Here is a 20,944-nt window from a genome sequence, read left to right on the forward strand (position 1 = left end):
TTACTTAAATAAATTAAATGTTAAAAAATAGAAATGAAAGGAGCTAATTTTAATGGTTGATTTGAAATATAAATTAATGTTTTTAGTTGGACTCATATTTTTTGTAATTGGCTTATTTAACTTAAATAATGAATATCATGTTATTCTATGGTTAGGTTGTATTATTATGGCACTATCTTTTATTTCATATAACGGGTCTACTGATGAGATGAAAAGGATTAGTGAAAATTATGCAAGAAATGTAAGAAAATCTACATGGAGTAAAGCTTATATTGTAGCTAAATTAATATTATGTATAGTTATGTGCATATGTGCTGTATTATTTTCTGATAAGCATAGGTGGTTGGGTATAATTGGTCTTTTATTGAGTATTTATGTTATTCCTGACACTTATATAACTTATGTTAAAAGACGTGAAGATGACTAAACCTTATTTAAGTAGTATATTTTTTGGTGATATTGTGTATGAACTTATAGTTTCTGTGTTTTCTATATTTATAGGCTTTTTTATCAGTATTATCTGGAGTTATTATGTTTTACGTCCTTATTATGTTTATTTAAGTAGTAAAATGGATGAACCTTTTTATGATGGTGTTTCTATGGTTACTTCAGCTGAAACATTTCGTGGAAAATATTTCCTTTTTAATGGTTTATTAATATTTGCTCCTTTTGTATTTGTAGCTTCAGTAGTTCCTGATCTTTTGTTTCATAATATTTTTTATTATATGAGTTCTGTTATTTTTTGTAGTATTATCCTGGTTGGATTTATTATAGATTTAAGGGAGGATATTTTTGTTCATCCACGATTTGTGAAGCATGGTGAAATCAGTATTTTAGAACATTTTAGTCCTGATGGGTATTGTTACACTGCTTATTATATGTTATGTATGATTATTATTGTTATGTTAGTCATTTTTGGAGTATTTTATTATTTATTTATTCCTAATACGGATAGTATTATCATGATAATTATCGGTTTTATTTCTTTGGTTTTTACAGTATTTCCTGATCTAATTGACAAAGTTACGCCTTTTGATATGAAGACAAGTACGGGATTTATTATATATGCTATATTTATTATTATATTATTATTTATAATATCATTAAATGTATTAGTGATGTAGTATTGTCCTTTAATGTGATATTTATAGAATAAATGGTAATTTATTCTATTGAATATTGATAATAATATTTTTTTTTATATTCTTTTTTTTTAGTTAGGTTTTTTGTCTGTTTTTTGATTGTTTGATGTAGGGTTCGTGGTATATTTTCGGGTATTCTGGCATAGTTGATTAGGTGTGTTTATGTAGATCTGTTTTTTATAATTAGTGTTCTCTTTTTTGTATGATTTGAATATTTTTTTTTGTTCATGTATTGAATTTCAGCTATTTTTTTTTATTTCAGTATAGACATAAATCTTCCACCAGAACTGAGAAAAAAAGCAAGAAGGTCACGATAAAAAATCAATATTCACAGGCTAGAAAAAGAATTAATAGACGGAATATAAATAAAAAGAAGTTACATATTATAGTTTTTTACTAAAAGTTTATACCTAATGGATTATAAATGTATATTCATGGAAAAATTTAATAATAAAATTGAAAAACATTTAGAACTTTCAGAAATTTCAGACATGCTGAAAGAGTACAAGGAATATTACACTGTTTATAGGCGTCTTTTGTTAATTAACATGGTTGCAAATGGTGAAAGTATTGCTAAAGCCTCAAAAAACATTAATATTTCAAGAAAAACAGGCGAACGTTGGGTCAAACAATATAATGAAAATGGCGTTGATGGTTTATTTTCAAATTATTCCAATTGTGGAAGAAAATCATATTTAACTGATCAACAATTAAAAGAATTGAATGAAATCATAACTGGAAATGAAGAGAAATATAATTTAAAAGATGTACGAAACTTAATTAAAGAAAAATATGGTATAACATATAGTGAGAAGCAAGTATGGGTTATTACAAGACAAAAATTAAATTTAAACTATGGAAAACCATTCATTAAATACAACACACGTCCTAAGAATCCTGAAGAAGATCTTAAAAAAAACTAAAGACAACAGACATACAAACAGAATATTTTGCTTTTTTAGATGAAACATCTTGTCAAAATGTTCCAAATGTTACAAGAATATTATATGCTCCTGGAGAAAAAAATATACAAACAAAACATCCAGTAAAATTTGGAATAAATGTAACTGGATTTCAAGGAATCAATTGCAACTCATATATGGAGGTAAATACAAAAAACAATGCATTTCACTTTGTAATTACCTTATGCCATTACCGTATTGAAAACATGACTAATAGATTAGGTAAACAATTAATCAAAGATGCAATAAACAATGAAAACTTATCTGATGAAAAAATAAAAAAATATCTATCCTCTAAATCACTAAATGAAATGGATTTGATAAATAAAATCAATGATGAACTATATAATGACAATTCCAAACAAATTTCCATAGAAAAAATTCAAAAGATTTGCAGGAAAGAAGACAACAACAATTCAAGAAAAATAGGGTATGAAAAAAGATTAAGATTACTGAATAACCTATCAAATCCAAAAATAATGGAAATAAACTCAAAAGAAAAAAGAATAAATATTATTTTAGATAACGCAAGAATACATCATGCTAAAATTGTTGAAAAAGCCTGTGAAATATTGAACATAAATTTAATCTTTTTAAAACCATATTGCCCTGATTTAAATCCAATTGAAGATGTATGGCGTAAAATTAAATCTAAAATATATAAATCAATGTATGAAAATTTAAACAAATTAATAGAAATATTTGAACGTGAATTCTATAAAATAGTTGATTTAACATCATTTTACACAAATTGGGTTAATGAATATTTAGGTATAAACATTTGGTAAAATACTATAATTTCAATGTAAAAACAATATTTTTTTTTCTGTATGATTATCTGTATTTTTTTTATTTTGGATTCTTTTTATTACAAGAGTTCCATTACAGATAATTCATAAAATGATAAATAATTATCCCTTATATCAATTTTCTGAACATTTTAAGTAAACATCAAATGAATAACGGAATATGTCCTAAAAAGATATAAACTCTCTGCTCTTATATTGACAGAGAAACCATTTAAGTGTCTTAAAGACAATCTTCAATAGATTCATAGTGGTATGTAAAGATCATCTCTAAAAATAATTCATCATAAGATCAATTATCTTTTTTTTATCACCATGTATAATGTTTTTTTACCTTTTTATATCCTCATAAAAAAATATCAAGCTTAACAAAGTTAAATGTTATTATTTGGTTTATCAATTCAAGTATATATAATTACCTGATTTCATTTGTTTACTGAAAGTGGTGCATTTTGATCATATGTTCATATTTTTTTAGTGTAATATAATGTGTAATTCATATTACCCTTTTTTTTAGTTATTCATATAAATCACGTTGTAATTGGATATGTAATTTAATTCTAAATAAAATATATTCTAAAAACATATACTTAAAATAAAAATTATAGTATAATTGTAATGTTTTCTTATTAAATTGTAATAAGAATTAAATAAAAATAACTATTAAATTTGTTTAATCCAAAAAAAATCTTAATAAATCATGAAAAATATTGTAAAATTAAGTAATTAAATTTAAAAAAAATAAAATGATGAAAAAGTTATTCATCTTCAATGTCAATTCCTACTTTACCCATTAATCTACCAATGAATAATGTTACAATAACAGCAATAATAGTTACAACAACAGCATAAATTAACATACCTATTAATGCTGATCCTTGTTCTAAAAATTCATTTAATAATGCTTGGATAGCCTCATTCCATGCTGAACCTGCTACAAATGCGAAAGCTGTTGTCATAAGGATGGAAATAGTTTTTAACATTTCTTTTTGGATATTATCTGCCATAAAATACACCTCCTACTTAAATAATCATGTATTATACATACTTGTTAATAATATTATAATTATTATAATATTTAAAATTAAGTTAGATGTTTTAGAAGAATATTTTCAGAAAAGAGTAGTTTTTTATTTTTAATATTTTACCTTATTATATTATTAATTAAACAGCTTGTAGAAAACCTATCTTTTTATAACAAAATTTCATAGGAAACCTCGTTAAATCTTTTAAAAGTAATTTATTATAAAAAATTAATAGTAGAATCAAAAATTTACTTAAAACAAATTTAAATTTTAAAAACAAAGAATAATGATAAGTTAAAAAGTAATACTATAATAAGAAATATTCCTTTGAAGATAAAATATGTTAAAAAAAATTGATTTTTACATGAAAAAAGAAGTAATATGCATTTCGTTCCATATAATATTTAATAGAAATAACAAAGAACAGGTATATTGAAAAATAGAATATATAATTTATTTAAAAAAAAGGTGATTAAGTTGGACTTATATTGCTGTCCATCCACCATCAATACATATTAATTGACCAGTACAATAACTAGATGCATCACTTGCTAGGTAAATTACTATACCATCTAATTCTCCTTCTTTTCCAAGACGACCCATTGGACAATATGCTTTAATTAAATCCATAAAACCTTCCATTTCCACTGTATTATGAGTTAATTCTGTATCAAATACTGCTGGACCTATTGCATTACATGTTATATTATATTTAGCCCATTCTACTGCTAGATTTTTTGTTAAGTTCATTACTGCTCCTTTTGCTGAGGAATATGCACTTATTCCTCCACCAGGGAAGATTACTCTGGAGTGTATTGAACCAATATTAATTATTTTACCATAGTTTTGTTTAATCATTATTTTTCCTACTTCTTTACAACAGTAGTATACTCCACTAAGATCTACTTTTATGTGTTGATCCCATTCTTCTGTTGGTTGGTCCATCACTGGTTTATTGTTTCCCATACCTGCTGCGTTGATTAGTATATCTATTCTTCCATAATGATCCACTACTTTTTTCACAGATTCTTGAATGTTAGGTACATTAGTTACATCTGTTACTGCATACATTACCTCAGTACCGAACTCATCCTCAATATTTTTCTTGTTCTCCTGTAATCTTTCCTCTCTTCTAGCAAATAATGCTAATTTTACACCCTGACTTGCTAATGCTTTAGCCATTTGTAAACCTAATCCTGAAGAAGCTCCTGTTACTACGGCTACTTTATCTTTTATATCAAAATAATTTTTCATAATGATTTCCTCCAATAATTTCTAATAATGAGCTATTATACATCATCAATAGAATAATTTAAAGTTTTTTAACTCTTATTTTTTAATTTATAATGATTAATATATATAGTTATCTACTATTTATCATGATTAATTATTAAGAATTTATTCGACATAAAGACACATATATCCCCAAAAAGACATAAAAGAAAAAATACAACCCCAAAAAAATAATACAAAAACAATGAAAACACAACAAACAATAAAAACACCCAAAAATAAAAGCAAAAAAACAACAAAACCCCAAAAACAAAACTACAAAAAAAACAACCCCTAAAACACGAAAATAAAAATCAACAAAAATTAAATAAAAAAATAATAACAATCCACGCATAAACAACAAAAACAAAAACAAAAAACCAGTATCTCAGCTTTTTAAAGATGCAAATAAAAAAAAAGAAAAAAAAAACATATAACAGTACACCAAAACCTACCAAAATTATAGGAAATTTAGAAAACATGTCGACATCAACTTAGGATACTCGAGTCAATATCAAACATGCTAAAAAATGATATCAGAACATAAAACATAAATTCAAGAAACTCATATGATAAAAACTAATAATTTATAATACCTTCATATTAAAGTTAACAATGAGAATATATCCATTATTTGTAATTCTTTTCAATAAAATAATATTTTTACAGGGAACTAAGAATATTCCTCAATAAAATCTACTACACATGTTTTAAGTGTATCCTTATCCATTAGGGGATATAATTTAATAGGATAATTTTGTCTAAACTCATATAACATAGCAGTAGCTATTTCTTTTTCTCTACCATTATGATAGATCCTCTCAGTCATTGCTAAATTTTCTTCATCAATTATATCTAACATATTTATGATAAAGTTCTTATTTCTTAATATAGGATAAGTTAACATAGTAGTATACGTAAATCCATTATTTGCAATCAGACGATAATATCTATCTTGTTCTTTTATTTTTTCTTTTTCATCTTCTATATCCTGTGTTTTTGTTTCAACTGCTTGAACTCCTAAGACATATTTATAAACATAATTTTCTCTATTAAATGCTTTAACTACTATATTTTTAAAACTATTATGACTATCCATTATTTGAGGATAGTTTTCTATTATAAAGTTTACCTTTTTCGTACAGAACAAGGAGTGCCAAAATGATTCTCTAAACCATGTTTCTTTTGGTAATTCTCTCATGTAACTTTTTGATAATGTGTAAAAAGCTTCTAGAAATTCTGACTCTCGTTCTTTTTTCTTTTGTGTTTTTATATATATTGGAAAGTCTGGTGCTTGATCCAGGTAAATATAGTCTTCTCCGAAATAATCATTATTTTCCTTAATTTTATCTTCTAAAAAATCATAATAGAATTGTTTATTAGTTTTATATCCATTCTTTAATAACTTAATTTTCATATGTACACACATCCCTTACAGCTTTTGAGTAATCTTTCAACATGTTATGAGTAATTAATGTAATTACATAATCTATATTGTCAAAATTTAATAAATTAACTCCATTTTTTTTCATCAGATGATGTAGTTTTACATCTAATTTATCATCAGGAACTTCCATTTCCTGTATATATACTTCTTCTGTATCTTCTTTAGAGTATGTGTTTATAAATCGTAGAAGTGCTTTTTGAAGTCCTGCATAATAATAAACATTATTCAAGTTTTCATCACCTAAATCATTGAACAACATTTCTTTATATTTACTTGAAATAACTATTTTTTCAGAACTTAATACATACTGAATACTGCTTTTTTGTGTATTATCCAATCTTTTTTCAAATAGTTGTTCAGGATCCGTATCAAATCCATCAAAACGAATTACGTTAGAATATCCCAATAACGTATATCTTGGAAGAATTATGTTTTTCTTGTATGAATTATAAAAGAAATCTAAATCATTATTGTTTTCAAAAGAAATAATATCATTAGATACTATAAATAGTTGAAATTGACTTTTATCAACTAAACTTATTTTATCCTTATGAATTAATATCTCTTTTTGAGAAGGATAATTTAAAGTTATGTTTTCATCATCTTTTGTGTGTATTATACATGTTAAAAATGCTTTATTTATCTTTAATAATTTCTTAAGATATTCTGAAGGAATTTTATATGTTATTAAAAAGTTATAATATTCTCCATCTTCTTTAATTTCATCTTTTATGTCTAGAATATCAAATATAAAATCATTATCTTTATAACTTTCAGACTTACGTGTTAATACAGGATAAGGAAAATGTGCGTCACTATCATAAATCATTGTTTTACCTCTAAGTAATATAATAATTTCATTGAATGATTGTATTCTTCTTTAAGATTAATATTTAATAGAGCTATTCTATTTTTAACTGTTATATCTTTAATTTTATTGTTTATAATTTTACATTTATTTTTAGATAATTCATCAGTAACTATTGAATAATTATTATCTATATTAAAGTCAATATCCTCCTCTTCACCATTTCCTATTTGAATTTTTATGCTTAAATCTACTTTTTTAATGTTTTTTAATTCGGGCATGTTTGAAAAATCAAATAGAACATGTTCATGGTCGCGAATAATTTGACGTTTAACCTGTGTGGGATTTGCATAAAAATTCTCAATTTCTATATTTTCTGAATCATCTTCTTTTAATGATTCTTTTCTAGATGTATTATTATTGTTATCACCATCTACGTTATTCTGACGTGTTTTCTTTTTATGAATTCTGGGAGTAGTAGTTTTTTTCTCTGTTCCTTCAGTTTTCACTAGATTAAGTAATGTCTTTCTACTTTTTTCGTCTAATTGCCTACTAAGATGTACATTATATGAGAATATATGACTACTTGTATCTATATCTCCCTCTGTAGGGTTTTTCTGTTCTTCTATTTTATCCATTATTTTCTTAATTACATTAGAAATATTGTTAATGAATTTTTTTCCTGATGGTTGTAATGAGTCATCCAATTCTGCTTCATTGATTTCCGTGTGTGCTATGTTTTCAAGGGATTTTAATCTAGCATCGCCTTCTGATGTTTGAGGAAGTAATATACCGTTAAAGGGTTTGAAGCTATGATTAGTTATTGTTTTATCCTCTATTTTCATACCTATTGTTCTTATTATTGCTATTCTTGCTTTTTTTATTTTTTTATCATATTTTAAATACAGATTAAATGGATATTCCTGTTCAAGATCTTTTATAATTATTTCCCGTGGTTTTTCATCTTGGTATGTTTGATAATATAATGGTGTGAATTCTTTTCTGATTTCTGTAGGATTTTGTGTATAATACTTTGAATCTAGTATGTATTTTTTAATATTCTTCTTATTAATTTCTATTTCATCTACAAATACAATTAACTCATTTCTAATAATTGCTAAGAAAAAACTATCACAAATACTTTTAATAATTTCTTTAGTATTAGCATATCCTTTTCTAAGGAAAGGAATTATTATTTTTAATCCGGGAGTATCTTTCATAAATAATCCGTCATATGTATTTTCATATGGAATAAAATCATGAGGTATCTTTTTAGCAAAATACCCCGTACTTTTATAGAACTTTGACTTATATTCATGTTCAATAAGATGTACAGTACCCCCTAATTGTTTATTACCTTTAAGATCACAATTAGCAAAATACATTATATGAAGAGAGGAGGATGCATTAGATGCTATTTTACCTACACCATGTGAACCGCCTCTTTGCTTCTCAAATTCACGGTCAGTATCCTTAGTATGTCCCCCCATTGTAAAAGCATAATCAGAATATCTCTCTTTTGAAAGACCTCTTGTATTACAATCTTCAAATGATATATAGTCTACTATTTCCTGCTGGATATCTTTTTGCATAGTCTTAATAGTTTTAAGAGTATAATCACTGATATTTGGAGGAGTGTGTAAACAATTAATTCTTTCTTTAAATTCTTCATTAATTCCAGGTAAATCTTTAGTGTTTATTTGTCCAGTTTTTATTCTGACTATTACTGGCTTATCCTCTTTTTGTGTACTTGCATCTAGAGAATTCTGTATGTTTTCTCTTACAAGTCCACTAATTCCATTTTTATAAAAATCTTTCAAATGGCCATTGAATTCAAGAGTATCTAAATAATCTTCTTCAGAAAAACTCCACTTATTCATATAATACCTCAAATATTATTTTTTTGTAAATTCTCGTCTCCATGTTTAACTTCCATTAAAGATAAGCAATAGAAAAAGTAACATAAAAAAATCATATTATATTCATTAATAAAATATAAATCTCTGAATATATCAAATAAATTTTAATATAATTACTTATTTTTATTTATTTTGATATAATTTAGTTTATTATTAATTATATTTAAAATTTATCATCTATTTTACTTTATTATTCACAAATAAACTTGTAAATATTACTTTATTTTTAAAAATATTAATTATTAAATATGTAAAAGGGAATTTAAGAGTAAAAAATAACTTTAAAATAAAACATTTTGATAAAACTAGAAAATAAATATATCTTTAAATATAATTTCAAAAATATAGTTACATATGTTGCATGAAGAAAGAACATTAATTATTGAAGATAAAGAATATACATCTACTGTAGATATAGTTGAAGCCAAAGACAAAGATATTATCATTGATATTTACAATCAATGGAGAGACGTTTCTAGTAAACTATCCTATTTAGGCTGTAGACGATTAAATTTCCCCGAAATAAGCGAATTAATTTTTTGCAAATTATTTGATTGCTGGAGGACTAACAATATAGACATAAATCATAGTTCTTTTGACTGTTACAATCCCAAAACAAATAAAAGAATACAAATTAAAGCAGCAAGTTCAAAAAACGAATTGACAAGTTTTGGACCAAAATCAGTGTGGGATGAGCTATATTATATGGAATTTTATAAAGATGAAACATATGACGGTACATTTGATATTTATTTAATACCTAATGAACTAATATACAATAATAAACAAAATGAAAACGAAACATTTGTAGATCAACAAAAAGATGGAAAAAGACCACGTCTCCATATAAGAGAACTAATCAAAGATAATAATATAAAACCAATTGGAACATACAATATCAATGACATATGATTAAATTTTAAAAAAAAAGTAAGAAGTTATAGATTATCATCTATTAACTTCAATATATCAGTCACCACTTTTTCTATCCAATAACTAGCAAGTGGAGGTACTGCTTCACCTATTTGTGCACGGACTTCCGCTGTATTTCCATTAAACAAATAATTATCAGGAAACGTCTGTATTCTTGCTCTTTCTCTATTTGTTAATGCTTGTCTATCATATTCATAATGATAACCACCAGTTCCACCACCACCGTATGCTATTATAGTAGGTGATGGTTTTAATGGATGTAATCTTCTATAAATATTACTCATTAATCCTTTAACTTTCCAAGGAGTATTCTCAACAGCTTTAAAGTTATAGAATGGTGGAATATGATGTAATCTTTCAGTTACTTTACGATTTTTTCTAGGAAATTTATTAGAATTATCTAAGTATTGTTGTTCAGATATTTTTTTATTATAATATCCTAATATTTTAAGAATTTTTTCATGTTCTAACATTGCTTTATTAATCTCTTCAGAGTTATTAAAAGATATATTGTTATTTGATAAATAATCATCAACTATATTAAGTTTTAAAGATTTGTATTCAGATTTCCAACGATTAGCTTCATCGTTGTCTATATCATCCATACATCCATTATATTTTTTTATAATATCCAAGTAGGTATCGTTTAATTCTGATAAAGGTTTACCTTCAAAAATTTCTAAAGGTGTTAATGGATATTTTCCTAGTAGCTCATTTGACAAGTATTTAGATAAAATATGATTTATCGCTACATCTTGATTTTTTATTAAACTCTTTTTAACACCAATTATTATCAATCGTTTTCTTGCTTGAGGTACGCCAAGAGTACTGAAATTAATAATATCATTAAACACCAATTTATATCCAGCATCAATAAAATCCTGTTGAATCAATTCATAAGCTAATCCTTTATTTGCAGAAGTCATTCCAACTACATTTTCAAATACAAATACTTTAGGTTGAGCTTTTTTCAAAATTCTTAGATATTGTTCATATAATTTCCCACGTTTAACTTTTAATCCAGCTCTTTTCTCACTTCCTCTGAGTACACTAAAATCTTGACAAGGAGGTCCGCCTAAAATAACATCTGCTTCATAAGAGATGTCTAGTTCATGAATATCACCACAGATCCCCACTTCTTTCTCATCAGTATAATCATTTAATTTAATAAAAGATAATTTATTATTTTGAGTATATGTTTTTAGATGAGCTTCAAGTAATTCATTAGAAGCTATTAAATCATAGTTTCCACTATTATGAAATCCCCAATCTAAACCACCTGCACCCGTAAATAAACTAATTATTTGCCTAGTCATGTTCTTCTCCAAATATCTTTTGTTTTAATGTTGTTGATATAAAAGAGTTTTCTGTTAGCCATGCCATTGTTATATTTTTTACAACTTCGGAATCACTATTACCTAATTCTCCTTTAAGTTTCTGAAGTAATTCATACTGTTCCTTGGTGAAGTTCACCTGTATTCTTTTAACATCTTTTGTCATGATTTCACTAGTCATAATATATTTATTATATTAATGTTTATAATAAATATTATATAAATATTACTCATAATTGAGTAATATCTGTGTTTTATTTAAGTATAATAGTGTTAAAGTAATGAAATAAATCCGTAACTCTATTCACATACTATATAAAAAAAATATTAGATATAAAAAGAACAAAATAAAAAAAAATTCATTTAAAAATCAGATGAAAAGAAAAAAAAAATATAAATTTAATGAGAGATTGTACCATTAATTATTGATTGAATTGGAGCCATGTTGTTAGAAGCCCATACTTGTTATATTGACCAGAATATCTATCAGAACTATTAGCTATTAATTTATTTCTCAGACGTGATTTTAATGTATAAATTTTCAAGTGTCTTTTCTTTTTTGTCCTTTTTTAACTGGCATTCCCATACAGTGATGACATTCCATCCCATTGATTTCAATAGTTTTATATTAGCTTCATCACGCTCTTTGTTTCTATATAATTTCTTCTTCCAATAATCAACATTAGATTTTGGCATCTTAGCATATTTACATCCCTCGTGTAAATGCCAAAAACAACCATTAATAAAAACAATTGTATTATATTTAGGCAGTACAATGTCCGGAGTTCCAGGATATCGTTTATCATTCTTTCTGAAGCGAAGGCCTTTTGAAAATAAATAGCTACGAACAATTATTTCTGGTTTTGTATCTTTACATTTAATCTGTGACATATTATAACTGCGAGTCTCTTTACTAACTTTGTCCATAATACTACCAACTCTGGTTTAAATTCTATAATAGATAATTATTCTTTTAATTTTTGTTATGCATATTTTTTTCCATTATTTTTTTTAGAGGTCTAATATAATCTTAATGAAAATATTATTACAAATTCATAAATTCAAAAAAAATAAAATAAAATAAAATTGTTAAAAAAAATCTATGAAATTAACAGAGGAAAAAAAATAATTAAAATATATGATACCAAAGGGAAGTAAAATTTTTTTAATTTTCATGTTTTTCCGAGTAAGTTTTATATAATTCCGGTGTGTAATATAGTATTATAAAAATATTGGCTGATACGGCTTCATGTGTCTTTTCAGGTATGTATCAAGACATCTCGTTTGTTTTCCGGATTTTCTGTTTTAGTTCGTTATAGTTACCTATAACGAAGTAAAAATTTGGCACGATAAAAAAATTATAAAAAAAGTCAATAATACAAAAAGAATAACAATTAAAAAAAATAATTAAAATAAATACACCCTTTTTACATTATATCCTAAAAAATCCAACATCACTAAAATACTAAAAATACACCACGAACCCTATATCAAGAATGTAAAAATATAATAAAAAACATGATTAAAAAAGAATACCCGAAAAAATAAAAATAAAAAAAATATTTTTAAACTATTTTATTATTATCTAGTAGAACAATGTTATGTACAAAACTATATAATAGACTATACTTATTATAACAGTAGTTTCAATATAAAACCCTCTTTCTGTTCTAACATCCCATGGTAACACTTTATTCATATAATCTGGGAATAATAAAACATGTATGGTTATTAATAATATAATTAAACTATACATAATAACAGGCCTATGGAGTGAAAAATACGCTGCTATAATTAATGTACTAAACATAGATGTGTATAATGTCCAAGCCCCACTATATAATGGATAAGTTGTATAATATCTTTTTTCACTTGCAAACTTATCTCCCTCATAATAGAAAAACTTCATACGAAGAAATATTATAATATCACAATAGGTAAATAGACCACATAAAATTAATCCTAGATGAAAGAAGAAATAATTTTCTGCAAAGATAGAGAATACATAAGTAGGCAAACAAGCTAAACAACACATATATGATGTATTCACTATTAAATTTACTGAATCTATCCACGCTCGTGACCCATTTTCTCTAATGTAATATAGTTTACGTCCTGTTTTATTATAAAAATAATCACTTAAGAGAATTTTACGAATTAAGAAAAAAAGGGATGGTGGGAGAATCAAACTAGCAAGTAATAACCAACCAGGAAAAATATCTATAATTATGTCCATCCTCCTATTGGTTTAGTTGTAGTTGCTGGTAGTGTATGATTTGATTTTATACTCGCAGATACATTACTCATACAAAAAATAGTAGTAATTAATAGCATGATTAAAAAAATAATATATTTGTTAATGTATAAAAACCTCCATATATTTTTTCATATAATATTATTTGATAATTATAGTATTAATAATACACGATATAATAAAATAATTTTGTATTAATTTATATAATATTTGATTTATGGTTTATGAGAACGTTCACCTTTTTTTATCTAAAATTTCAATACGCCCTTATATAAAAATGTTAATGTTTTTTTAGATAACAGTTATTTTAAGAAAACTTATATATTATTTCTTATTAAACAATATTATAGATTAAAATCTATTTTCATTGACTTTATTTAGAAAGAGGAATATTATGACACTTTCAGAACAGTTTAAAGAGGAAAATATTGAAAACATTAGAATTTATCATTATGTTGAAGAATTGGTTTATAGTTACAGAACATATGAGAGAGAATTATTAAAGGATACTGATATTTCTATTGTTGAAGCACCTTTTTTATTAAGAATAAGATTTTCAGATAATGCTAGTCAATGAATTATCTAAATTATTTAAAGTTAGTAAAGGTTATACTGCTAAGTTGCTTAGAAAGTTTGAAGATAATTCATGGGTTACTAGAAAGGAAGATCCTGATAATCATCGTAAGAAGATTGTTAAACTTACACCAGAGGGTTTTGAAAAAACAGAGGAACTTTTGGTTATTATGGATTCATGGGAAAATAAGATTACACAGAATTTATCACATGTTGAAGTAAGTATTTTGAAAAAGCTTCTTTTTCAGCTTGTTAAAGAATCAGGAGATAATTAATTAATTGTCAGATTAGGATGTAGTTGTTTCAAGGTTTGTTTTTTGGAATAGGTATTTTGGATTTATTATAAATTAATAGTTTTATTAGGAAACATTTTTATAAGATAACTGTATATTAATTAATAACAAGATGTAGAATAATAAAAAAATCAAATTAATATCCAAAAAAAGAATATCAATAAAAAAAAAGGTGAAAAATATGGAATACGTAACATTAAACAATGGAGTAAAAATGCCAATTTTAGGATTTGGAGTATACCAAATACCTCAAGAAGAAACAAAACAAGCAGTACTAGACGCTATAAGTGTAGGATACAGATCAATTGATACTGCACAAAGTTACTTCAACGAAGAACAAGTAGGAGAAGCAATAAAGGAAACAGACGTACCACGTGAAGAATTATTCATTACAACAAAAGTATGGATAGATAACTATGGATACGATAAATGTAAAAAATCAGTAGAAGAATCTCTAGAAAAACTAGGAGTAGACTACATTGATTTAGTACTATTACACCAGCCATTTTCAGATTACTACGAAGCATACAGAGCACTGGAAGACTTATACAAAGAAGGCAAAATAAGAGCTATAGGAGTATCCAACTTTTATCCAGATAGAATAACAGATATTTGCTTATTTGGACGTGAAGTAATTCCAGCAGTAAACCAAGTAGAAACAAACCCAATGAACGCACAATACGAAGCACAAGAAAACATGGAAAGCCTAAATGTACAAATGGCTGCATGGGCTCCTTTCGGTGAAGGAATGCAAGGAATGTTCACAAATGAAACTCTAGTAAATATTGGTAAAAAATATAACAAGTCAGCAGCACAAGTAATACTAAGATGGTTAATCCAAAGAAAAGTAGTAGTTGCATGTAAATCAACACACCTAGAAAGAATAAAAGAAAATTTTGATATATTTGACTTTGAATTATCTGATGAAGACATGGAAGAAATAAAAACATTAGACAACAAAGATAGTTTGTTCTTTGATCATGCAGACCCAGAAATAGTTAAATGGTTCGATGAAATGACTGTAGTGAGACGTACACAGCACAGAGCATCAGAAGAACAGAAAAAATGGTAATACTGCCCGAAAACTCTTAAGATAAAAAATGAAGTATTAATTAAATAATCTCTAACCCCCTTAAATCCTCTTTTTTATTTTCAAATTATATGGACATAATTCATCAAATAATTCTAATTTTTAACAAAAAATTCAAACCCCATAAAATATAAAATATCAACCATGACATCTATATCATATGATATAAAAATGGTATAAAAATAAAACTTAAAAATTCAAAAAAAAATATAGTCAGAATCATCACCATATTTTAATCATAAAAGCGGTAATACAAAAAAATTTTTTAATAAAATAAGATATAAAAAAATTATAGTAAAATTTAAAGATGAATATTATGATTACAGAGAAACATATTTTAAATAACAACGTAGAAATTCCGTCCATTGGCCTTGGTACCTGGAATTTAGATAATAACATTGTAGTAGATGCAATAAGTGATGCTGCAAGTATTGGTTATAGACTTTTTGATACAGCAGAATCCTATGGTAATGAAGTAGGAGTAGGTAGAGGAATAAAAGAATGTGGCACTCAACGTGAAGATATATTTCTTACAACTAAACTAGCAGCAGAGTACAAGGATTATGATACAGCATGTAAGGCAATTGACAATTCACTTGAAAGATTAGATGAGGATTATGTTGATTTAATGATTATTCATTCTCCTGAGCCATGGGATGACTTTAGAAATGAAAATCACTACTTTGAAGGTAATGTTGAAGCGTATAATGCATTAGAGGATGCTTATCATGATGGAAAAATAAGGTCTATTGGCTTATCAAACTTTCTAAGCGTAGATATTCAGAATATAATTAATAATTGTAGTGTTATACCACAGGTAAATCAGATACTATGTCATATTGGAACACCATCACTAGACTTGATTGATTTCTGTCAGGAACGAAATATTACAGTTGAGGCTTATAGTCCTATAGCTCATGGCGTTATATTAGATAATAGTGATGTTGGCCGAATAGCTGATAAATATAATGTTTCAATACCAGCACTCTGTGTACGTTATACTATGGAATTAGGATGTATACCATTACCTAAGAGTAGTACCTTAGAGCATATGCAGGATAATATTAATGTAGATTTCAAGATAAGTAATGAGGACATGAATTATCTTAAATCATTAGTTATAAATGATTATGGTGATGCTAATGATTTACATATTTATTCTAGTAAAAATCTAACTGGCTAAAAAAAGGGGTAATATATTTTAGAAATAGTTTATTTTAGGAGTAGTTATAAGAATCGAGGTACACGGCTCATTGGTGATTCTTATAACTACTCCTATATTATTTGTTTTATATTTTATAAAATATTTATATTTTAGGGCTTTGTAGAAATCCTATTTTTGCAAAATTTGAATAGATCTATAAATATTATAAAACACATTTTTTAATTTTGTTTCTTTTATTTGTAATTTCGTAGATCTACTATTGTTTATTCCATTAAATCTTCTTTTTTGAATACTATTCACACATTCTACTTGATTTCTGAAGTTATATACTGGTTTTAAGAAGATAGTTCTACATTTACTCCTATATTTTCCTGATTTTTGTCTAGTTTTCACAGGTATTTGTGGTAATGCTGTTGTTTCTTCTACTATTGTTTTTTTAATTATTTCTGAGTCATATGCTCTATCTGCTAATATATACCGTGGTTTGTACTTCTTTATTGCTCTAATTGCACTTATTGCAAATACTGTATCGAATTTTGGTCCTTTTAAAGCATTGTAATGTCTTATTAACATATATTTTGAATCGATTGTGATATGGTTTTTTATGTATTGTCGTCTTGTTTTATTTGTTCTATTGTTGTAATAGATGTCTGAATAGGAATTAGTGTATCCTGTTCCATCTAAACTGAAATAACACTCTTTCACAGGGAAATATTGTAATAATAGTCTGTTAATATTGTTTATTTGTTTTGTTTCTATTCTTTTGAAGAATTTCTGAATTGTTGTGTGATGTGGTATCGTTTTTAGTCTTAAAGCTTTCTGTAATTTAGTTGATACGTTTAGATTATCAATTGTTGTTCTGTAATCGTATTTATTGTATATTTTATAAGCTATTATTGCAAATAATTGTGGTTGTGTGTATTTTTTCTTTGAATAGTGTGATGAATATTTGTTAAAAGTTAATTTAGCATAATTATATGCTGTTAATACGAAATCTAACATCATATTGTGTGTTAAATTTATTTTTTCATTTTTGGATATTTCTGATAAATAATTATTATTTTGTCTTTGAATTCCAAAATCGAAAAGTTTAAGTTGTTTAGAATTCAAATACTTATTTGTAGAATAGATATTTTCGTTTAGCATATTTATATCTATTCTACTCTTTAAATAAATACTTATTCTTATTGTATTACTTTTAAACTTATTATTATTCTTTGATTTTATAATTTAGATTAATTTCAAGTGTAATTTTTTTATTTAATTATCTATTTTCTATTATAATTTAATTTTAAAAGATCTGATAATGTTTTCATAAAGATTTTTATTATAAAATTATATGTTTTCTACAAAGCCTATTTTAGTTAAAATATTAGTAGAGTTTATCTCCACTGTACAGGTTTTCCTCTGTGTATATTCTGATAATTGTGTCAAGGTTATCATCATACATTAATCTGTAGCCTATAGCTCCACCATCTACTGTTTTTACATTGTTTAATTTATGGTTACTGCCTTTGCTACTGTTATTTATTATGTACCACATGCCGTGTGGTGTGTATATGAATAGTTCTCCATTTCCTTCTTTTCTTCCATCTTTATAACTATCATCTGGGTCGTATATCTTTGTTGAGTGTATTACTAGTCTGCTTAAATCTTGTTGTGGTTGGGTTCCTCCTTTTGTAAATAGTGCTTGTATCCATGTTAATGTTTTGTCTTTTAATTTTTGTTTTTCGATTGGGTTTTGGAATGCTTTTTCTATTTTTTGTCTTCTTTTTTCTAGTGTATTTGTTATGTGTAGTATTTCTTCCACCTTTGGAACATCTTTCTCTAGGCATCTGTATCCTTCTGGTCTTCCTGTTACTTTTATTATTCCATCTGAAAAGTCTTTTCTTCTATAATTTTTCATGTATGGTTTTACTTTCTCAAATTCTTCATCAGGTATTTTCTGGTTTAATCCATATAAGTATCCGTATTCTATTGCATCGTAGCATTTTGTTTCTAATCTTAATTCTTTTTCTTCTGTCATTCTATGTGCCCCATTGTGTTTTCTACTATACATTTTATATATCAATATATATAAATATATTGAATTAATTACTTTTATCACCAAAACTTCTATAAAAAAAATCAACCAAAAATAAATATAAAGAGTACTGATTCAAATGAACAACGAACAAAAACTAGGATTAACAATAATAATAATCCTCCTAATACTAGGCTCAATCATCATAATCACAGAACAACACACTAACAACAATACCACAAAAAACACTACTCAAAACAATACAGCATACCCTAAATCAATAGTAAATATACAATCATACCAAGACTATGGAAGAGAAAACTACTACCGCTGAAAAATACAATAAAGGAGGAAAAAAGTATATGAAAATGCCAGAAACTATAGATACAAACATGTTTGCACCATGCGGAATGAACTGCCAAGTATGTATCAAACACATAACAGGAAACAATCCCTGCCCAGGATGTCAAATAGACAGTCCAAACAAGACAAAAAACGCGTTAAAATGTAAGATAAGAGCATGCCTACCCAAAAAAAGAGTAAAATACTGTGGTAGATGCAGTGAATTCCCATGTAAACTAATAAAAAAACAAGATAAAAATAATAAAAAAAGATACAATTATTCATCACTAGAAAATGCTAAAAAAATAAAAAACACTGGAATAAAAAAGATAATGACCTTAAACAGGCAAGAGTGGACCTGTCCTGACTGTGGAGGAATAATAAGTATCCAGGAAAGAAAATGCACCGATTGCGGAAAAGAAAAAAAAATTAATGACTAACTTAAATGTTCATCCATTAATTCATAGAAGTCAACACATTTATCCTCATCAATCTTACTTAATGTATGATAACATGCAGGACAATATGTTATAACTCTATCACCACTAACAGTCCTAGTAGCCATCTTCTTAGTAAGCTCTGAGCTACCAGCTCTTACACCTGCACCAAATCCACAGCAGGAATTAGCTCTTTTTTCAGGTACATTTTTTATTATAGACCTTGCTAAATCCTTCTTATCAAGAGCATGACATGGATCCATTACAACATGGCCTGTACCATCTATTTCTTCATCACTGACTAAGTCCATAGCAAATACTACTTCTATATCAAATCCGGGAAGTCTTGTATATTGTTTTGTGAATGTTTCATAACAGCCCGGACAAAGCGTGATAATCTTCTTAACACCATGCCTGTTAAACTTTTCTATATTAGCCTTTGCTACTTTATCACCGGTTTCATCATCACCTAAATAGTACAGCATTAATCCACAGCATGTTTCATCAGATAATACTGTAAAATCAATTCCTTTCTTGTTTAATAAATTAATAACTGCATTTGAAATGTGTTCTTCTCTAAAGTGTGTTGTGCATCCCCTATGTAATATAACTCCATGGATTTCCCCATCATCTACTATGTCCATGTCTTCTCCATAACTATTGCCTTTTTCTAGTATATTTTCTCTTATTCTTTCTAGATAACCCATGATAAATCAGCCCTTTATAATATATTTCTTAGAAGTATTTTTTTCTTTTCTGCATTGCTTGTATTCTTTTCTTCTCAACCTTTTTATAACTATCTGATTTGTACTTGTTTTTTTGTCTATTTGTCTTTCCAAGGGGCATGATAGTAACTAAGTCTATCCTATTTCCTTTACATGCTATAACAACTTTTAATTCTGAATAATCCTTGTTAGATGGTGCAGGGTATACTACTTCATACATGTCTTTACCACTAGGCTCGTATCTTAATGGTTCTTCATTAAAAATAGTATCAACAATATATTCCCTGGTGATTCTGTTATCATCTAGTCTTTTTACGAAGTGCCTGTTTTCAAAACACCATTCAATATCTCCCACATCACCAATAATAAATTTATCAAATGCATCCATATTATC

General features: G+C 26.2%; 23 protein-coding genes. 11 read left to right on the forward strand and 12 right to left on the reverse strand.

Features of this window, described 5'->3' with window-relative positions; genetic code table 11:
• The first annotated feature begins 166 nt into the window (after positions 1 to 166).
• The 4 genes from OTK55_RS08160 (at position 167) to OTK55_RS08175 (ending at position 2,892) form a co-directional block, all read left to right on the forward strand.
• Positions 167 to 427: a hypothetical protein gene (locus OTK55_RS08160; protein WP_274871835.1), complete on the forward strand. Its 261-nt coding sequence runs from the start codon at positions 167 to 169 to the stop codon at positions 425 to 427.
• The gene (locus tag OTK55_RS08165; RefSeq protein ID WP_274871836.1) at positions 420 to 1,124 is read left to right on the forward strand and encodes a hypothetical protein; all 705 of its coding nucleotides are present in this window, start codon (positions 420 to 422) and stop codon (positions 1,122 to 1,124) included. The genes OTK55_RS08160 and OTK55_RS08165 overlap by 8 nt, the downstream gene beginning before the upstream one ends.
• A 452-nt stretch (positions 1,125 to 1,576) precedes the next feature.
• Positions 1,577 to 2,065: a helix-turn-helix domain-containing protein gene (locus tag OTK55_RS08170; protein ID WP_274870716.1), complete on the forward strand. Its 489-nt coding sequence runs from the start codon at positions 1,577 to 1,579 to the stop codon at positions 2,063 to 2,065.
• A 176-nt stretch (positions 2,066 to 2,241) separates the two neighbouring features.
• Positions 2,242 to 2,892 carry a transposase gene (locus OTK55_RS08175; protein ID WP_274870718.1) on the forward strand — a complete coding sequence of 217 codons (651 nt, stop codon included), beginning with the start codon at positions 2,242 to 2,244 and terminating at the stop codon, positions 2,890 to 2,892.
• A 776-nt stretch (positions 2,893 to 3,668) separates the two neighbouring features.
• On the opposite strand, the gene OTK55_RS08180 is transcribed toward OTK55_RS08175, so the two are convergent.
• From OTK55_RS08180 to OTK55_RS08200, 5 genes are all read right to left on the reverse strand, one after another.
• Positions 3,669 to 3,917 (reverse strand): DUF5654 family protein, encoded by a 249-nt coding sequence (locus OTK55_RS08180; protein ID WP_274871837.1) that lies wholly within the window; start codon positions 3,915 to 3,917, stop codon positions 3,669 to 3,671.
• Positions 3,918 to 4,418: 501 nt separating this feature from the next.
• A complete protein-coding gene (locus OTK55_RS08185) occupies positions 4,419 to 5,189 on the reverse strand; it encodes an SDR family NAD(P)-dependent oxidoreductase (protein ID WP_274871838.1) in 771 nt (256 codons plus the stop codon).
• A 691-nt stretch (positions 5,190 to 5,880) separates the two neighbouring features.
• Positions 5,881 to 6,624, reverse strand: a complete 744-nt coding sequence (locus OTK55_RS08190; RefSeq protein WP_274871839.1) for a hypothetical protein — start codon at positions 6,622 to 6,624, stop codon at positions 5,881 to 5,883.
• The gene (locus OTK55_RS08195; protein WP_274871840.1) at positions 6,614 to 7,483 is read right to left on the reverse strand and encodes a hypothetical protein; all 870 of its coding nucleotides are present in this window, start codon (positions 7,481 to 7,483) and stop codon (positions 6,614 to 6,616) included. Before OTK55_RS08195 ends, OTK55_RS08190 begins: the two co-directional genes overlap by 11 nt.
• Positions 7,480 to 9,342, reverse strand: coding sequence for a hypothetical protein (locus tag OTK55_RS08200; RefSeq protein WP_274871841.1), 1,863 nt, complete (start codon positions 9,340 to 9,342; stop codon positions 7,480 to 7,482). The genes OTK55_RS08195 and OTK55_RS08200 overlap by 4 nt, the downstream gene beginning before the upstream one ends.
• 393 nt (positions 9,343 to 9,735) lie before the next feature.
• On the opposite strand from OTK55_RS08200, the gene OTK55_RS08205 reads away from it, so the two are divergent.
• Positions 9,736 to 10,293 carry a Bsp6I family type II restriction endonuclease gene (locus tag OTK55_RS08205; RefSeq protein ID WP_274871842.1) on the forward strand — a complete coding sequence of 186 codons (558 nt, stop codon included), beginning with the start codon at positions 9,736 to 9,738 and terminating at the stop codon, positions 10,291 to 10,293.
• 26 nt (positions 10,294 to 10,319) lie between these two features.
• Here the strand turns inward: OTK55_RS08205 and OTK55_RS08210 are convergent, their stop codons facing one another.
• From OTK55_RS08210 to OTK55_RS08220, 3 genes are all read right to left on the reverse strand, one after another.
• Positions 10,320 to 11,630 (reverse strand): DNA cytosine methyltransferase, encoded by a 1,311-nt coding sequence (locus tag OTK55_RS08210; RefSeq protein WP_274871843.1) that lies wholly within the window; start codon positions 11,628 to 11,630, stop codon positions 10,320 to 10,322.
• Positions 11,623 to 11,829, reverse strand: coding sequence for a CopG family transcriptional regulator (locus tag OTK55_RS08215; RefSeq protein WP_326520472.1), 207 nt, complete (start codon positions 11,827 to 11,829; stop codon positions 11,623 to 11,625). The genes OTK55_RS08210 and OTK55_RS08215 overlap by 8 nt, the downstream gene beginning before the upstream one ends.
• A gap of 326 nt (positions 11,830 to 12,155) precedes the next feature.
• On the reverse strand, positions 12,156 to 12,575 hold the full coding sequence (locus tag OTK55_RS08220) for a very short patch repair endonuclease (RefSeq protein WP_274871845.1): 420 nt from the start codon (positions 12,573 to 12,575) through the stop codon (positions 12,156 to 12,158).
• 1,721 nt (positions 12,576 to 14,296) lie between these two features.
• On the opposite strand from OTK55_RS08220, the gene OTK55_RS08225 reads away from it, so the two are divergent.
• The 4 genes from OTK55_RS08225 (at position 14,297) to OTK55_RS08240 (ending at position 17,041) form a co-directional block, all read left to right on the forward strand.
• Positions 14,297 to 14,479 (forward strand): hypothetical protein, encoded by a 183-nt coding sequence (locus OTK55_RS08225; protein WP_274871846.1) that lies wholly within the window; start codon positions 14,297 to 14,299, stop codon positions 14,477 to 14,479.
• On the forward strand, positions 14,466 to 14,750 hold the full coding sequence (locus OTK55_RS08230; protein ID WP_274871847.1) for a MarR family winged helix-turn-helix transcriptional regulator: 285 nt from the start codon (positions 14,466 to 14,468) through the stop codon (positions 14,748 to 14,750). The genes OTK55_RS08225 and OTK55_RS08230 overlap by 14 nt, the downstream gene beginning before the upstream one ends.
• 199 nt (positions 14,751 to 14,949) lie before the next feature.
• Entirely contained in the window at positions 14,950 to 15,840 is an 891-nt protein-coding gene (locus tag OTK55_RS08235; protein WP_274871848.1) for an aldo/keto reductase, read from the forward strand.
• 334 nt (positions 15,841 to 16,174) lie between these two features.
• Positions 16,175 to 17,041: an aldo/keto reductase gene (locus OTK55_RS08240; protein ID WP_274871850.1), complete on the forward strand. Its 867-nt coding sequence runs from the start codon at positions 16,175 to 16,177 to the stop codon at positions 17,039 to 17,041.
• 150 nt (positions 17,042 to 17,191) lie between these two features.
• On the opposite strand, the gene OTK55_RS08245 is transcribed toward OTK55_RS08240, so the two are convergent.
• Both OTK55_RS08245 and OTK55_RS08250 read right to left on the reverse strand, forming a co-directional pair.
• Entirely contained in the window at positions 17,192 to 18,169 is a 978-nt protein-coding gene (locus OTK55_RS08245; protein WP_274870513.1) for a transposase, read from the reverse strand.
• 226 nt (positions 18,170 to 18,395) lie between these two features.
• A complete protein-coding gene (locus OTK55_RS08250) occupies positions 18,396 to 19,049 on the reverse strand; it encodes a hypothetical protein (RefSeq protein ID WP_274871851.1) in 654 nt (217 codons plus the stop codon).
• 136 nt (positions 19,050 to 19,185) lie between these two features.
• Between OTK55_RS08250 and OTK55_RS08255 the strand changes: the two genes are divergently transcribed.
• Together OTK55_RS08255 and OTK55_RS08260 are read left to right on the forward strand one after the other, a co-directional pair.
• Positions 19,186 to 19,380 carry a hypothetical protein gene (locus OTK55_RS08255; RefSeq protein ID WP_274871852.1) on the forward strand — a complete coding sequence of 65 codons (195 nt, stop codon included), beginning with the start codon at positions 19,186 to 19,188 and terminating at the stop codon, positions 19,378 to 19,380.
• Between the two features lie 28 nt (positions 19,381 to 19,408).
• Positions 19,409 to 19,828 (forward strand): DUF3795 domain-containing protein, encoded by a 420-nt coding sequence (locus OTK55_RS08260; RefSeq protein ID WP_274871853.1) that lies wholly within the window; start codon positions 19,409 to 19,411, stop codon positions 19,826 to 19,828.
• Here the strand turns inward: OTK55_RS08260 and OTK55_RS08265 are convergent.
• Positions 19,825 to 20,532 carry a (Fe-S)-binding protein gene (locus OTK55_RS08265; RefSeq protein WP_274871855.1) on the reverse strand — a complete coding sequence of 236 codons (708 nt, stop codon included), beginning with the start codon at positions 20,530 to 20,532 and terminating at the stop codon, positions 19,825 to 19,827. The two genes, OTK55_RS08260 and OTK55_RS08265, sit on opposite strands and share 4 nt — an antisense overlap.
• A gap of 28 nt (positions 20,533 to 20,560) precedes the next feature.
• Complete coding sequence (locus OTK55_RS08270) at positions 20,561 to 20,938, reverse strand: hypothetical protein (protein ID WP_274871856.1); 378 nt, start codon at positions 20,936 to 20,938, stop codon at positions 20,561 to 20,563.
• Positions 20,939 to 20,944 lie beyond the last annotated feature (6 nt).

This window comes from Candidatus Methanosphaera massiliense (genome assembly GCF_028890305.1).
In the GTDB taxonomy this organism is placed as follows: Archaea; Methanobacteriota; Methanobacteria; order Methanobacteriales; family Methanobacteriaceae; genus Methanosphaera; species Methanosphaera massiliense.

What these genes read in the sequence shown, in the direction of transcription:
- OTK55_RS08160 (WP_274871835.1), top strand. Translation starts at nt 167, where the DNA reads ATGGCACTATCTTTTATTTCATATAACGGGTCTACTGATGAGATGAAA.
- OTK55_RS08165 (WP_274871836.1), top strand. Translation starts at nt 420, where the DNA reads ATGACTAAACCTTATTTAAGTAGTATATTTTTTGGTGATATTGTGTAT.
- OTK55_RS08170 (WP_274870716.1), top strand. Translation starts at nt 1,577, where the DNA reads ATGGAAAAATTTAATAATAAAATTGAAAAACATTTAGAACTTTCAGAA.
- OTK55_RS08175 (WP_274870718.1), top strand. Translation starts at nt 2,242, where the DNA reads ATGGAGGTAAATACAAAAAACAATGCATTTCACTTTGTAATTACCTTA.
- OTK55_RS08180 (WP_274871837.1), bottom strand. Translation starts at nt 3,917, where the DNA reads ATGGCAGATAATATCCAAAAAGAAATGTTAAAAACTATTTCCATCCTT.
- OTK55_RS08185 (WP_274871838.1), bottom strand. Translation starts at nt 5,189, where the DNA reads ATGAAAAATTATTTTGATATAAAAGATAAAGTAGCCGTAGTAACAGGA.
- OTK55_RS08190 (WP_274871839.1), bottom strand. Translation starts at nt 6,624, where the DNA reads ATGAAAATTAAGTTATTAAAGAATGGATATAAAACTAATAAACAATTC.
- OTK55_RS08195 (WP_274871840.1), bottom strand. Translation starts at nt 7,483, where the DNA reads ATGATTTATGATAGTGACGCACATTTTCCTTATCCTGTATTAACACGT.
- OTK55_RS08200 (WP_274871841.1), bottom strand. Translation starts at nt 9,342, where the DNA reads ATGAATAAGTGGAGTTTTTCTGAAGAAGATTATTTAGATACTCTTGAA.
- OTK55_RS08205 (WP_274871842.1), top strand. Translation starts at nt 9,736, where the DNA reads ATGTTGCATGAAGAAAGAACATTAATTATTGAAGATAAAGAATATACA.
- OTK55_RS08210 (WP_274871843.1), bottom strand. Translation starts at nt 11,630, where the DNA reads ATGACTAGGCAAATAATTAGTTTATTTACGGGTGCAGGTGGTTTAGAT.
- OTK55_RS08215 (WP_326520472.1), bottom strand. Translation starts at nt 11,829, where the DNA reads ATGACTAGTGAAATCATGACAAAAGATGTTAAAAGAATACAGGTGAAC.
- OTK55_RS08220 (WP_274871845.1), bottom strand. Translation starts at nt 12,575, where the DNA reads ATGGACAAAGTTAGTAAAGAGACTCGCAGTTATAATATGTCACAGATT.
- OTK55_RS08225 (WP_274871846.1), top strand. Translation starts at nt 14,297, where the DNA reads ATGACACTTTCAGAACAGTTTAAAGAGGAAAATATTGAAAACATTAGA.
- OTK55_RS08230 (WP_274871847.1), top strand. Translation starts at nt 14,466, where the DNA reads ATGCTAGTCAATGAATTATCTAAATTATTTAAAGTTAGTAAAGGTTAT.
- OTK55_RS08235 (WP_274871848.1), top strand. Translation starts at nt 14,950, where the DNA reads ATGGAATACGTAACATTAAACAATGGAGTAAAAATGCCAATTTTAGGA.
- OTK55_RS08240 (WP_274871850.1), top strand. Translation starts at nt 16,175, where the DNA reads ATGATTACAGAGAAACATATTTTAAATAACAACGTAGAAATTCCGTCC.
- OTK55_RS08245 (WP_274870513.1), bottom strand. Translation starts at nt 18,169, where the DNA reads ATGCTAAACGAAAATATCTATTCTACAAATAAGTATTTGAATTCTAAA.
- OTK55_RS08250 (WP_274871851.1), bottom strand. Translation starts at nt 19,049, where the DNA reads ATGACAGAAGAAAAAGAATTAAGATTAGAAACAAAATGCTACGATGCA.
- OTK55_RS08255 (WP_274871852.1), top strand. Translation starts at nt 19,186, where the DNA reads ATGAACAACGAACAAAAACTAGGATTAACAATAATAATAATCCTCCTA.
- OTK55_RS08260 (WP_274871853.1), top strand. Translation starts at nt 19,409, where the DNA reads ATGAAAATGCCAGAAACTATAGATACAAACATGTTTGCACCATGCGGA.
- OTK55_RS08265 (WP_274871855.1), bottom strand. Translation starts at nt 20,532, where the DNA reads ATGGGTTATCTAGAAAGAATAAGAGAAAATATACTAGAAAAAGGCAAT.
- OTK55_RS08270 (WP_274871856.1), bottom strand. Translation starts at nt 20,938, where the DNA reads ATGGATGCATTTGATAAATTTATTATTGGTGATGTGGGAGATATTGAA.